Source organism: Bacillus sp. T3 (assembly GCF_033449965.1).
In the GTDB taxonomy this organism is placed as follows: Bacteria; Bacillota; Bacilli; order Bacillales; family Cytobacillaceae; genus Bacillus_BU.
Map to the genome: position 1 here is coordinate 479,545 of NZ_CP137761.1, position 15,796 is coordinate 495,340.

Annotated in this window: 6 protein-coding genes; 1 reads left to right on the top strand and 5 read right to left on the bottom strand. The window is 33.8% G+C overall.

Annotated features, from left to right (window positions below):
* Positions 1-90: 90 nt before the first annotated feature.
* On the top strand, positions 91-4,320 hold the full coding sequence (locus RGF10_RS02525; protein ID WP_318507000.1) for an InlB B-repeat-containing protein: 4,230 nt from the start codon (positions 91-93) through the stop codon (positions 4,318-4,320).
* Positions 4,321-4,476: 156 nt separating this feature from the next.
* On the opposite strand, the gene RGF10_RS02530 is transcribed toward RGF10_RS02525, so the two are convergent.
* The 5 genes from RGF10_RS02530 to srtB all read right to left on the bottom strand — a co-directional run bounded on the left by RGF10_RS02530 (position 4,477) and on the right by srtB (position 15,658).
* Positions 4,477-7,770 carry a hypothetical protein gene (locus RGF10_RS02530; RefSeq protein ID WP_318507002.1) on the bottom strand — a complete coding sequence of 1,098 codons (3,294 nt, stop codon included), beginning with the start codon at positions 7,768-7,770 and terminating at the stop codon, positions 4,477-4,479.
* A 418-nt stretch (positions 7,771-8,188) separates the two neighbouring features.
* Positions 8,189-10,465, bottom strand: coding sequence for an O-antigen ligase family protein (locus RGF10_RS02535; RefSeq protein WP_318507004.1), 2,277 nt, complete (start codon positions 10,463-10,465; stop codon positions 8,189-8,191).
* A gap of 502 nt (positions 10,466-10,967) precedes the next feature.
* Positions 10,968-11,261 (bottom strand): hypothetical protein, encoded by a 294-nt coding sequence (locus RGF10_RS02540; protein WP_318507005.1) that lies wholly within the window; start codon positions 11,259-11,261, stop codon positions 10,968-10,970.
* Positions 11,262-11,391: 130 nt separating this feature from the next.
* Entirely contained in the window at positions 11,392-14,928 is a 3,537-nt protein-coding gene (locus RGF10_RS02545; RefSeq protein ID WP_318507007.1) for a VWA domain-containing protein, read from the bottom strand.
* Positions 14,915-15,658 (bottom strand): class B sortase, encoded by a 744-nt coding sequence (gene srtB, locus RGF10_RS02550; RefSeq protein WP_318507009.1) that lies wholly within the window; start codon positions 15,656-15,658, stop codon positions 14,915-14,917. Before srtB ends, RGF10_RS02545 begins: the two co-directional genes overlap by 14 nt.
* Between the last annotated feature and the right edge of the window lie 138 nt (positions 15,659-15,796).

The following is a 15,796-nucleotide window of genomic DNA, read 5'->3' on the forward strand; positions in this document are numbered from 1 at the left end:
ATATTTTATGAGAAAATATTCAGGATAATGAGAAGATGGAGGTAAATGAAACATATAGTGCGAGGTAATTAGGAGGGAGGGGTTATGTACATGAAAAGATTAATTTCGATATTTTTAATAATTATAATGATGGTATATATACATCAAGGAACTTTAGCTCAAGCGACCGAGTTAACATCAGATATTACAGTGAATACCGAAGATGAACTTGTTATGGCCTTAGCTAATGAGGATATTAGTTCGGTTACTATTGGAAATGATATTGAGATATCTAAAAATAATTTAATCAATATTAATGGAGATAAAAAATCCATTAAAGGGAACAATCATGTTTTACATATTACTAATGGCGATATTAGTTTTACTAGTAACGTAAAGTTAGATGAATTTAGTAATATAAAAATGAACTCCAATAATCAAATAAACTTAATACTAAAATATGGTGGAATTATTGATAATTTACAAGGAGATAAGATAAATGTAGATAGCAATAGTAGCTTAGAATTATATCGGTCTAGTGTAGCTTATATAAAAATTGAAAATGGACCTGCAAGTAAAATAGTTGATTCAATGATAAACGGGCAAGGTGTATATTTGGATAAATCTCCAAACACGATAATAGATTATGTAACCATAAACTTAGGTGATACATATGGTTATGGAATCTATTTAGCTACTTATTCAAATACGGACATATCAAATACAACTATAACTGGAGGATATTACGGAATCTATGCAAACTTGAATGGGATGTCATCTAACATAACAAATACAAAGATTAGCGGCAGTAAGCAATATGGCATTTACAATAGTGGTGATGTTAATGGAAGTACTTTAGTCCTTTCTAATGTTGAAATATCGGAAACAGGAAGCTACGGCATTTATAACAAAGGAGCGTATTCCCAAGGTACTATTACAATAGCTCCGGAGACAAATTTAACACTTAACACTGGGAACAACATTGGGATTTATCAGGAAAATGGATATTTGAACGATTGGGGAAAAGTCATTCATAACGGAAATCAATTTACGCTACTTAATAGCAATAGTTCTACAATTAATGACCCAAATGAAAATATGAAGTTAATACATCAGGTTGGTCCGATTACATTATTTAATTCCATAAATAGATCTGGGGAAGAAGTTGTTTTGGGGACTGTCCAAGTGAAAACGGAAGAGGAATTACGTAATGCATTGTTAGATGAGAAGGTAAATAATGTCCAACTCATCAATGATATTGAAATTATTAACCCATTAAGTATTGAAGTTAAGGGAATCCTCAAGAAGTTAATTGGTGAAAATTTTAAGTTAAATTTTGTTGATGGTGTAAACCCACAAATAACAGCAAATCAATTTTTGGAAATTGAAAATCTAACTATTAATAATGATAATTCAGGAGGCATAATACTTGAAAAGGGCGGTATTCTTAACAACATTATTTCAACTAAAATAAGAGTATCTTCTACTGGAGAAGCACACATAAGTAATAGTGAATTAGAAGGGATATCGATTAACAATGGGAACCATTCAAAAATAATAAGTTCTAATATTGGTTCATCAGGCATATATTTTTATTTTAGCCAAAATACAATTATAGACAATGTGAATATTAATCTAGGTGATACTTATAATAGTGGGATCATGTTATCGACTTTTACAAGCTCTGACATTTCCAATACAACCGTAAATGGAGGATATTACGGAATCTATGCAAACTTGAATGGGATGTCAGCTAACATAACCAATACAAAGATAAGCGGCAGTAAGCAATATGGCATTTACAATAGTGGTGATGTTAATGGAAGTACTTTAGTCCTTTCAAATGTTGAAATTTCTGATACAGGAAGCTACGGCATATATAACAAAGGAGCGTATTCCCAAGGTACAATTACAATAACTCCGGAAACAAATTTAACAATAAACACTTTGAACAGCATTGGGATTTATCAGGAAAACGGATATTTGAACGTTTTGGGAAAGATCATTGATAATGGAAATCAATACACCATCCTTAATAGTAATGGTTCTGCCATTAACGACCCAATTGAAAATATGAAGTTAATACATCAGATTGGTCCGATCACATTATTTAATTCCTTAAATAAATCTGGGGAAGAAGTTATTTTGGAGACTGTCCAAGTGAAAACGGAAGAGGAATTACGTAACGCATTGCTAGATGAGAAGGTAAATAATGTTCAACTCATTAATGATATAGAAATTTTCAAACCATTAAGTATTGAAGTTAGGGGAATCCTCAAGAAGTTAATAGGAGGAAATTTCAAGTTAATTTTCGGTGAAGATGTATCTCCACAAATAACAGCAGATCAGTTTTTAGAAATTGAAAATCTAACTATTAACAATGATATTACTGGAGGCTTAATACTTAATAAGGGAGGTATTCTAAACAACATTATTTCAACTAAAATAAGAGTATCCTCTACAGGAGAAGCACACGTAAGGAATAGTGATTTAGAAGGAATATCGATTAACAATGGGAACAATTCAAAAATAATAAGTTCTAATATTGGTTCATCAGGCATATATTTTTATTTTAGCCAAAATACAATCATTGACAATGTGAATATTAATCTAGGTGATACTAATAATAACGGGATTATGTTATCGACTTTTACAAGCTCTGACATTTCTAATACAACAATAACTGGAGGATATTACGGAATCTATGCAAGTCTGAATGGGATGTCAGCTAACATAACCAATACAAAGATAAGCGGAAGTAAGCAATATGGCATTTACAATAGTGGTGATGTTAATGGAAGTACTTTAGTCCTTTCAAATGTTGAAATTTCTGATACAGGTGGCTACGGCATTTATAACACAGGAGGATATTCGCAAGGTTCGATAACAATAGCACCTGAGACAAATCTGACACTTAAAACAGGTAATAATATTGGGATATATCAGGAGAATGGACACTTTGATTTGAATGGCAACATTATTAGTGAAAATTCAGGGATAATTATTTCATCAGACTATAAGTCGCAAATTAATGATAATAATAACCAATTAGTTTGTTTAAACCCTACAACAGACTCATTTAAGGATTATGTTCTAATGGAAAAGACATATGTTGAAACTATAATCCTCACAGGTGCAGGCAATGAAACAACTGTGGGACTTAATAAAAATTTACAAATTAATGCTTCTGTCGTCCCATCAGATGCAACTGACAAAACAGTTACTTGGAGTGTGGAAAGCGGTACAGGTACCGCAAATATAAGCCCAACTGGAGTTTTAACTGGATTAAGTTCGGGGACTGTGATAGTTAAAGCTACCGCTAATGATGGTTCAGGAATTTCTGGTTCAATTACTATAAAAGTTGTCATTTCTGTTAACTTTGAAAGTCAGGGAGGAAGCAGTGTAGCAGGAATTATTGTTGATTACGGCAGTTTAATTTCAGTTCCGCAAGCACCAACAAGAACGGGATTTACTTTTGGTGGATGGTATAAAGACGCTGCTTGTACAAATCCATGGGATTTTTCAATAGATACAATCACGAGTGATACTACACTTTATGCAAAATGGAAAATAAACTCGTATTCAGTTACGTTTAATAGCCAAGGAGGGACATTTGTACCATCTACCATAACAAACTATGATACTTTAATTGTTGCGCCTAAAAAGCCAACTAGAATAGGTTATACGTTTGTTGGTTGGTACAAAGAACCTACCTATTCCAATGCTTGGAATTTTAGTTTAAATAGAGTAACATCAAATACCACATTATACGGAGAATGGGTCAAAAATCCATCAGCACCGATATCAATAAAGGCTTCCTCATCATCGTATGATAGTATTAGTTTAAGTTGGGGAGCAGTATTAGGTGCCACTGGTTATGAAATTTATCGAGCCACATCTAGCGCTGGAAATTATTCCTTGATATCAAGGACATCGGAACCCAATTATAGTAATACTGGACTTGTAACAAATACTACTTACTACTTTAAAGTTAAAGCCTATAAAATTTCTGGAAATATTAAAGCGTACAGTGATTTTTCAATAGTAGTAAGTGTTAAACCGACATTTTCTGCTCCTATAAATTTAAAAGCGGTTGGTATAAGTCCTTCTTCAATAAAACTTACCTGGAACGGAGTTAGCGAAGCACATGGTTATGAAATTTACCGTTCTACATCTAGTAATGGTACCTACAGTTTATTAGCAGAAACAACATCCTTATTTTACACAAATTCGGGTTTGGAAAGTGGTAAAGCATACTTTTACAGGGTAAGATCATACAGAATAAGTGGATCCACTAAAGTGTATAGCTCCTGGACACCAGTAATTTATATAATAAATTAAATGTTCTTTTGTATTAGGAGAGCTTGTGTACTGGTAGGTAATCAAAAATTATAAAATTAAAGAGGCGCATGATCTATCATGCGCCTTAATGTATGTTTATTAATGTTAAATAAGTTGAAACATGTTAAGGATTAATTAATTCAAATAACATTGAGTTTATTGCTGGAATTCAACTCTTTTTCCAGAAGGCTCTGAAACTGGCCCGTGCCAATAATACTTACCATCCCCAATTGCTTGAACGGTGGCTGTATATTCCCCAGGACTTCTCATTTGGTTGGCAAAATTAAAATGTTGAACATTTGAACCAACACGTTGAGTTTTTATCAAAGTAGTTCCTCTGTATAATTTGACTTCATAATGTAATGCATTCTCTACTTCAGTCCATTCAAGATTTTCCCCGTTCCAAGTCGGTTTCTGAACTTTATTTAATGTAGTTATCTGGTCAGAAAGAAGGGAAACCGGACCATTTCGATAGGTGTCACTGTCGCTAATAGCCTGAACTGATACAGTATACTCACTAGGGATTATCATTTGGAGGGCAAAGTTAAAATGCCGCTCGCTAGCCTCAACGTGCTCGGTTGCTATTAAAGATGTCCCACTGAATAATTTGACTTCATATTGTGAAGCATTTGGAACTCCAGTCCACCAAATGACAGAACCTTTCCATATAGGTTTTTTGATACTATTTAAGGTTATTTTTTTATTAGAACGCTGGGATACTGATCCGTTTTTATAAAAATTATTGTCTCCAATTGCTTGAATTGTTACTGTGTATTCTCCGGGAGTAGTTATTTGTGATTCAAAGTTATATTCATGAATGCTTCCTGAAACTTGTAATGTAGAGACTAAGGTTCTTTTGTTATATAGTTTGATTTCGAATTGAGATGCGTTTTCAATAGCCTGCCATTGGATAATATCCCCGTTCCAAAAAGGTTTTTGGACTTGAGCTAAGTTAACTGTTTTTTTTACTTCATCAGAAGAAAATGAGACAGGTCCATCTAAATAATTCAAAGCATCTCCAATCGCCTGAACGGTTACCGTATAATTACCAGGGTTCGTCATAAAAGAAGTAAAGTTATATGTTTGCACACTTGCCTCAACCCTTCGCGTATTGACTAATGTAGTGCCATTGAATAATTTGATCTCGTATTGTAAGGCGTTTTCAACTGAATTCCACTGGATAACATCACTGCTCCAGGTAGGCTTTTCGACCTGGGCAAGAGTAGGAATTGGATTTCCCGATACCATTACATCATCTATATAAAAACCTTTATAATTACCTACATAATCAGTTATTAAACCAAATCTAATTTTAAAGTTAGTTGTCGCATAAGATGGGTCAATAGTAAATTCTTGTTTTTTCCAAGTTGAATTGGTTGTAGTTTTATTAAAATAGATACGATTCCAATTCTGACCACCATCTTTACTAATTTCAACATAGATGTAATCATAGCTAATCTCAAAGTCGGCAAATTGCATCCAACTTAATTTAATAGGTGATACAGCTTTACTAAGATCAATGTTTGGGGAAATAATAAAACTATTTTCATTATTGTAGTATTGATCATTTAAATTGGTAGCCCAGACATTAGAACCGGAAAAAGCTGTAAAAGGTGAGGTATAAGGGTTTAGATTTCCCCACTTCCATGATGGATTGGTCCCCATTATGGAATAATCACCGTTGTTATTTTCGAAATCTTCGTAGTATAGAATGTTTTTTCTGTTTCCATCGGATGGAATAGAAGTTTCTCCATCTTTATAATTAATATTATCTCCAATTGCTTGAACAGTTACGGTATATAAACCAGAGTCTGTCATTTGGGCAAAATAGTTTAATTGACTGCTATTAGCCCCTACCCGTTGTGTTTTGATTAATGTAGTGCCATTGAATAGTTTTACTTCATATTGGCTTGCATTAGCAACTCCGTTCCATTGTATAACATCATTATTCCAAGTTGGTTTCTGCACTTGATCTAATGGATTTAGTATTCGATGTTCATCAGATGGAGGTGAAAATAATCCATCTCGAAAATTAATATTGTCCCCAATTCCTCGAACAATGGCATAGTATCTACCGGGAACGGTCATAAGTGAGGTAAAATCAAATTGTTGGACACTAGCATTAACTCGTTGGGTATTTACTAATGTGCTGCCCCTATATAAATTAATTTCATATAGGTTCGCATTAGCAACTCCATTCCATTGTAATACATCTCCGTTCCAAATCGGTTTTTGAACAGTATTTAATGAAGGGATTGTTTTTTGATTTTCGTCTGAAAGGAGTGAGGTAGCTCCATCCCTAATATTTGTATTATTACTTTTTGCTTGAACGGTTACTGTATAAACTCCTATATTTGTCATATAAGGAGCTAAGTCATATTCTTGTTCAGAATCAAGTGTTCCAATCGTCTTTTCTAAAATTGCATCCCTGTATAATTTGAGTATATAACCGTTACTATAATCAACTTCATTCCACTGTACAACATCCCCATTCCAAGTAGGCTTTTGTACTTGAGACAAAGAAGGATGTACTGTTAATTTTATATCATCAATAGAGAAACCATAATCAGTAATTGAATCATCAGTTTCTAAACCGAACCTTACTTTAAAATTAGGTACTGCATAGGATGTGTCTATATTAAACTCAAGTTCTCTCCAGTCCGTATTAACAGTAATATATCCATCAGCGGTATAGATGCGATCCCATGTCTGACCACCATTTTTACTAATTTCGATATGTATAAAATCAAACTCAGGTTCAGTACGAGCATATAGCATTAAATTTAATGTAATGGATGTAGTTATATTACTTAAATTAATGTTGGGTGAAACGACATAACTGTTTTCGTTATTGTTATAGCGGGTATACCAAATTTTACTTGACCGATTACTAATACCATATAATCCCCACTGCCAAGATGGATTAGACCCAGTAACCGTAAAACCACCATTGTTACTTTCAAAGTCTTCGAAGTAAATGAGCCCTTTTCTATTCTTATCAGTAGGAATTGAGACTTCCCCATTTGAGTAATTTGTATTATCACCGATAGCTTGAATAGAAGCAGAATATTCTCCAGGAATAGTCATTTGAGGGAGAAGGTTTACTTGTTGAATACTTCCATCAACTCGCTGTGTATTTACTAGTGTGGTATCTCTGTATAATTTGACTTCATACTGTACTGAATTAGGAACTTCAGTCCATTGAACTATATCTCCGTTCCATGTTGGTTTTTGGACTTGTCCCAAGGTTTGTAGTCCCGTTGAAAAGAGGGTCGATGGTTTGATTGTTAAATTATTTGTGCCTTTAACACTAATTTGACTGCTGGAAAATTTCGGACTCCCCATTAACTTCTCGTTATTACCATAAGCAAGACTATCCATACTTTTGGGTAATAATAAACTAAAAATAAAAAAAGTGATTAAGAGAATTTTAAAATTCTTTTTATGCATATAAAAACCCCTTATTAAATAGTATGAGATTAGAAGTTTAACAAAATATTGATATGTTGGATGGGGAAATTCGAATAGAGCACCCTTTTCCTATTTTTAGGAACAATTTATAATGAATTATATCAAAATATTATCGTTTTCGTTATTATTTTCCAATGTATTTTCCAAACATTCCATATTATTTAGAATAATTCTTTAATATATCCCTAATCCAGTTCTCTGCAAAAATAGTGTAATAGTATGAACGCCTAGTTAATTCCACCCTAATTATGGAGAATTTAGGGAAAAAAACTCCCTAAAATGAAGACAAAACTGATTACTCAATGTAGTCTTCATTTTTAGGGAGGCTGTTTTTTAAGAATTCTATTGTTTATATTATTACTTAATCATATTTAATGTATTGTCTGGAACTACTTTCCTATTTATCTAGGAATTTTTTGTATTCATTTAATTTTTTTAGTAACTCATTATGATCATTTATAGTATTTGAATAAAGTTTTTGGGATTCTTCCAGCTTACCCATTTTTTCAAGGGACATAATTCTTAATGTAACAGCATTTAAATAAATGTCCTCTTCGTCCGTTATTTTTGATAAAAGAGCATTACTTTGTTGAAAGTCACCCTTAATAAAGTAAGCTAAAGAAGAATAATAATAGATTGGTCCAGTAATATGGAATTCTCTGCTGTTAAATTCTTCTCCTAAATGGAGTTTATTGTAATGATTCTTCCATTTATTAATTTGATTAAAATCTTTTAGAGCGGAGTTTAATAATGTATTTGCACTTGTCTTTTCATTACGGTTTAAATATAGAAGGGCTAATTTAATTTTAAACTCAATACTATCTTCATATAGCTTGGAGTTATAACGATCATATTTTAAGCATAAATCATAATATTTTATTGCTTTATTGTTATCTCCTATTTTTTGTGACAAAAGTGCTGCACTATGAAGGACAACTGAATTGTTAGGTTCAACGGCAGTCATTTTTAAAATCAAGTTTTGTGAATTTTCTTTTGCCTTATTATTCATCAAGCCTTCTGCCATATAAGTATTACTTAGATCCAAATAATATTTAATATTGTCAGGATCTTTTGATATAGTTTGATTCATTAACTCTTCTTTAGAGGAGATGTTTTTTTTCTGAACCGCTTTAATGTACAGTTGTCTTGCATCGTAGTAGTTGTATGCCTTATAACTTGTGATAAGTGCAAGGGCAACAATGCAAATATAGATAAACTTTATACTAGTGGCTTTAGAGAATATTTTTTTTGATAACATTGGATTAAATAAGAGTTGTTCTTTTGATATACCCATTGCAAAAAGCCAGAAGATAAGGAGCAAAACAGTTCCATATGATAAATCAAAGTCTATAAAACTGTGAGCAGCAGCAGAAAGCAGTGCAATAAAAATAGCAACATAAACGATGCTTTTTTCTTCAGAATTTCTAGATTTCAATAATAAATAACTAAGATAAGAAAAAATACAGATTAATAATATTAATCCAATCCATCCAGCATCAATGACCCATTCTAAATATCCGTTATGGATTTTGGTTGCCTGATAAGGAATTTGTTGATAATGATTGAACAAAGTAGCCCAACCGCCTCCTCCAAAACCAAACAATGGAGAATCCTTACTCATTTTTAATGCATCTTGATATAGATAAAGTCGTTCCTTTGCAGTCGAGGCATCCAATGTAATTCCAGAAACGCTCTTTTGAAGTCCTTCTGGTAAGGTTTTGAAAAGAAGCCCTTCGTTTTTAAGGTCTAGTAAACCTAAAACTAATGATACGACTACCAAGGAGGGGATAAGTAGACGAGAGAATTTAAATAACATTATTTTTTGTATCTTTGGATTTTTAATTGATCTAATTTTTTTATTTATAAGAAGGACAATAGCAACAGTAAACAACATCATTAATACTAAAATAAAAAATCCTGGATACTGTCTTTGTGATACTTGGCCGTTCTCAATTGATATAAAGACGATTAATGAACTAATTCCGGCTAATGCGGTAAATAATATATATCTTAATTGGAGTCGAATAGAAAGTAGTGATAATCCTATTAGCCATACTAGTGTAAATACAAGCATCATTCCCCTTGAAAAGGACATAATGAAGCAAAGAAAGAAAGGTACTAGTGAACTTGAGTAAAGAATCACTAGTTTTTTATTTTTTTCTGTTGTTAGATTTACTAAGGTGTAAAAAAAGAATAATGCCATAACCATTCCAAAAGTATTTGGATATTGAAAGGCTCCTGCAAAACGGTCATTCAGAATGGCATCACGGTAGTTCAATACTCCATAAAAATTAAGAAGCATGAAAAGGGAAAGCAATATCCCATTTACATGAAACATCAAGGGCATAGCTTTTTTGATAGTCGAGTTTAACGAGCTCCATGTGAGTAAAAAAAAGAATTCTACACAGAAGACCCACTTAATAATTAAATCCCAGGATCCTTTTGGTGTTTCAGCAAAAGGAAGAAAGATTAGTAACCAAAGTGGTAACAAAAATACTACGCTAGTTTTTAGGAACTTATTCTCTTTTTTTATAAACGGTAAAATTACTACGAGGACGCATAGTAAAGATAGAAAAATTACGATTCCATATAGACTGTTCGGAAAGTAAAGTCCTTTTTGATAAGGTGTAAATAAAAAGATTAAAGATAAAACAACAAAAATTCCCCATTGCATTAAATTAGTTCCCTCCAATAAATAGAACAACCATGTTATCCTTCAACTATACTAAATACTATTTAAAAATTAAATGCTAGTTACCCATCAACGTCCAAACCCCTTCTTTTTTTAGGGTTCAATTTATCACGTCTTTTTATAAAAAAGATTTGTTGTGGCGGAGATTGAACAGCGGGTGATTAATACATTGTTCGAAGCTTATGCGTTGTAAGGGACAAACTTGTGATTTCCAAAAAGTACATTCAATCTCCATTTTTCACGGTATGACATGACAAATTTTTTTCAACTATATAGGGGGAAATGGCGGGTATAATTGAACAAATAGTTTGTTTAATCAAACGTTTGATTAGATTCGGTTTCCTGGGAAATTGGTCGAATGAAAGGGGAAAAGGGTGGTGCTATCCGTGTCTAACAACGGAAGTAAGTACGGAAACCATTCCCCTGCTGATAACTTCAGTTCGGACAAGATTCCAAGAATAAACAGCGTACCGTCCCAAAAAACCTATCCAAAAAAGTAACCCATCGTTATGTATAGAAGGATGATTGGAATCGAAAAAAAGATGAATGAAATCACGTTATTCTTTTTCAACTTCTTATTATCTTTAACCCAGTAGAATAGAAGCAAAATATAGTTTAAAAGATTCAAGATTAATGCATATAGAAGAAAATCAAAAAAGGCCTTCATAGGACTATCAGATTGATAATTGATCGCCCCCATTAAAGCACTGAAAAAAAAGAGAATATGTAAAGGAATTGATATCACGTTTACCACTAAATAGGTTACAAACACTCGCATACGATCACACCTTCTATAGAAAATAAGGGATATAGATGAACTATATCCCTTTTCATTATACTATTTACGGAAACCGATTTTTATTTTTTCTATCTTTAAGTCGCACTAGATCGCTGCTTCGGCTACTATTTTAAAATTCCTCCTCATTCTTAGCCATTTCGGTTGTGTATTTGTAAAAGTTATTTAATGAATGTCTGGCTTTCACTTCATCCGATAAATTGCCTAATTCTCTCTTAATATCACCGTTTGTTCCGGTAATAATTGCATCGACAAGAGGGGTGATATCATAGTTATACTGCTTACCAAAAATGGTTCTCGAACCCATTCTTCCTTCAGTTTGGGGCTTATCAGAATAAAGGAATGTCTCAGCCATATACAGCATATCACCAGTCATCGCATAGTTATAAACAACATTGTCATACTTTGTTTTATATATATCGCTGAACGGAATAGCGGTTTTCTTAGCATTTGACTTTCTTTCCGGAAGGAAGAAGGCTGAGTTATAAGTGGTAGCCCCTTGGAAATAATCTTTCTTGTTAAGGGCTTTTTCAATCGCTTCTTTATTCTTTTTCCAGAAAACAACATCGGATAATTTGTTCTCATACATGTCATAGGCTACCGCTTGTGTAAGGAAACCACCCAGTGAATGTCCGGTTAAGTATACCTGAACATCTTTGTCCTTCGTTTCAAGCATAATATCTGCAGTAAATTCTTTGGCATCTTCAGCTTGATCGTTGTTGTTCTCGATTAAGATTTGTCGGTTGGCAAATAACCAGTCACTTGTTCCGTCCGAACCTCTATATGAAATCACAACCTGTTTTCCTTTTTTAAGGGCAATGGCACCAAAACCAAAGCCTAAATTATGGCTGTTTTCAGAGTCGATAACCTTCCAACCAACCAATTCATCATACTTTTCGTCAATGCCATCCAATTCTGTTACGTCTTTCCCTTTGTGCAGATTAATCCAGTTTTCTACATTGACATAGGATAGGTCAGTGATTAATACCTTATGTTTTTGTGATAGATTATAAACCAAGCGATTGTCTGGTTTTTCTTCGTCATCAGGAGCTCCATCGAAATCAGAATCTTTCTGACGCGGGTCTGAAATCATTTTGAAATATATCCCTTCAGCCCAGTCACCAATAAAGTTGCTAGGGACGATTTCTTCACCATCTAGTAAACCATCTTTGTCTTCATCACGTACTAAATAGTCAGTTTTCACAGTAACTCCATTACCCAGGCGTAAACCGTTTATTTCATACCAGTCTGGAATACCGTCTGTATCAGAGTCTTTTACGTAATCAATCGTTTCTTCAGCAGTTTCATCGAAAATTTCATCAAGCTTGTCCGCACTAGAGGCAAAGAAATATTTACCGCCCGTTTCGGTCGCAATTCGTTCAAGTAGACTTTGTTGAACATTTGCACCTAAACCGATTGTATAAATGGTTACATTGTTTTCATTTGCATAATCAATTGCACTATCATCCCAATAGCCATCACCGTCTGTTAGGAAAATAACAAAGCGGAAATTATTTTCATCACCATTTGCTACAATCTCGTCAATTGCTTCCTTCACACCAACATAAAGGTCGGTACCACCACTGCTATCAATCGTGTCGATTGCATATTGGACAGCATCTTTATCGGTTGTTAGGTTAACAAGAGTAGTTGCATAGTAATCGAAATCAACTACGGCCGCTCTATCTTCTTCTGTAAGCTTTTCGACAAAGGATTTTGCTGCTGTTTTACGTAAATCACTAGGGTCTTCCCAGTCCATACTGCCGGACGAGTCGATCGAGAAGACGACATCTATTTTCTTAAGATTTCCTTCATTATTGTAATTTGGGGGCACAATCTCATTTTCCCAAGCTTTATCCCACTCCACTCCATTTAATAATATATACTTACTAAAGTGGGTGACTGTCGCTGTAACAGTTCGGGAGTTCGGATCGTGAACCTGATTTTCTAATTTTTCTAGTCGTTGTTGTTCTTCGTTATAATAATAGATTTCTGGTCTAATAGATTGCCCATTAAAGGATTCATCGTATTGGAATGTCATCGCTGCTTCGTCAAATTCCACTTCAGTTGTAAAATCAAAGCCGGCTCCCATATAACCAGGAATCTCTTCACTTAAGAAAGAATCGACACCCTCTAAGTTTGTAATCGAAGTGGTTGCCGCATCTATTGCCTTCGATGTGATCGAAACACTTGGAGTCACATGATCGTCTTTTTCAATTAATGGAACTTCGGTTGTAAATTCGCCTACTTCATCGCTATCCAATATCCCATTATCATTGGTGTCCTTTTTCAATGGATTAAATCCGTTTTCTCGCTCGAAACCATCTTCCAAACCATCTTCATCTGTGTCCGGACTCAAGGCATTTGTTCCTAATTTAACTTCCTCTAAGTCAACCAAGCCATCAAAATCTGAATCCCCTTTGCTTGGCTCTGTCCCCAGCTCAAGTTCTTTTTTATTGGTTAAGCCATCTTGATCAAGATCTTCATCTCCATCAGACGTACCATTAGTATCAGTATCTTCTTTGGTAGGATCTGTTTGAGTTTGCTTGACTTCATACCCATCAGGGAGACCGTCATCATCCGTATCGGTATTTTTAACATTAGAACCATAGTACTCTTCTTGCGTATCGGACAAACTGTCTTTATCAGTATCCTTTGAGCCGTCTATTACAGTGACATTGGATCTAGATCCTTCTACACCATTTTCAACAGCAACAACATAATAATAGGTAAATCCGTTTAAATTAAAGCCTTCATCAACGAAGTTAGTCTCTTGTAAGTTTTCTCCAATTAACGCAAATTCATCCTCTGCAAAGCCTCTGTACACGTTATAAGAATCAGCATTCGGAATTTCCTCCCATGATGCCTCCCAACCTAGTGCTTGTGTATCAGGGTTTTTTACCCATTTACCAGATTGAAGAATGATTTCATAGCTTGCTTCAACCTCTGTTGTAATCGTATACTCTTTACCTTGTATAGTAACCGTATGAGTTTTCGTAACTTCTTCTTTCTTTTCTTCTGCTTGAATAAATGGAGCAGATGAAGAAAGTAGAGCAAAAATTAATAAGAAGGTTAGGCTCTTCTTAACCTGTTTCTTTTTAATCGCCCAAACGGATATACCTAATACGATTGAGGATAGGATTAATAGAGATATATATAGGGTGAAATTCGTGGGATCACCCGTTTTTGGAGCGTCAATATCATTCGTAACCTTACTGTCTTTGTTATTGTTCGAAGTGTTATCCGTTTTGCTTCCGTTATCAGTTGATTCTGAAGCAGGAGGTGTTGGTGTTGCTGTTGCGGCTTTTTTAGGAAGTTTCACACTGAAAGTTAAAACATTTTCTGCTTTTGGATCCAAGCTATCAATCTTCCAAGTTAGCTTATTAGCAGTTTGTTTAGCGGAGGAACTAAGTACTTCTAATTCCTCTGGTAATGTTGTGGTAACCTTTATATTTGTTCTTTTATGTACTGTGGGATTTGTAACCTTTAAATCATATTTGATTTCTTCATCAGGATTGTAGCTATCATTACTAGTCGTTAGGTCTACCTGCATTTGTAAATCGTCTGCTGCAAAAACGTTTAAATTGTTACTAAATAGAGCAAAAAATAGAACAGATAATAGTAAAAGTAATTTCTTAGTTGGTTTCATCAGTTTCTCTCCCCTTGGTTAGAAGCTTGGCGTGTATGACTAATCTTTCAGTATCATCCGTTGAACACGTTGACAACGTAAGAATAGTTTCTGCCTGTTCAATTTTTGTGTTCGTAAAAATTGAAGAATTATTTTTTATTTTACTCAAAAAGTCCTCAAATTCGGTCTGCTCTGGAAAGGACACCTTCATCCATTCTGAATCGGACTCATTGGCAATCGAAACCGAAAATATTTCCCAATCATATGTATTATCAAGAAAATTAGTTTGTATTAGGCTGTGATTAAGTGTATAAGTCTCATCCAAATACTTGGATAAATTCCCGAACATACTACCATCTTTCATATCATGCCCGTAAATAATGGTATTCTGGTCTAATTTTGTGGATGAATTCTTGCTATCCATAAAAATAGCCCCAGCTTTATCTTTTTCTAAGTAAAAATTATGAGATAAATAGAAATCATTATTATCGGTTTTTACAATCGGATAGTGGATGTTTGTATTTGGCAGCGATAGCCATCCGAGATAATCCTCATTAATACTACTCATTTTTTTAAATACATCTGAATTACCTTTCTTACGTTCTTCCTGATAAATTGTATTTATCTCTTTATATTTTTCGGAAGACTTATGGTAGGAATACATACTAGTTGAAATAAAATATACTGCTAAAATAATTCCGATTGAACTTATGACTATTAAAAACTTTAAAAAGCCATTGACGATATTCATTTCACCCCTTTCATTAGTAGAATATTACATTTTTTCATTTTAACACTTTTGTCATAGGAGAAAATATACAAGTGTTCGCCAAAATGCGACAATAGACCCATTTGAGCTTTGAAAATGAAAAAACGGTAATAAAAAAAC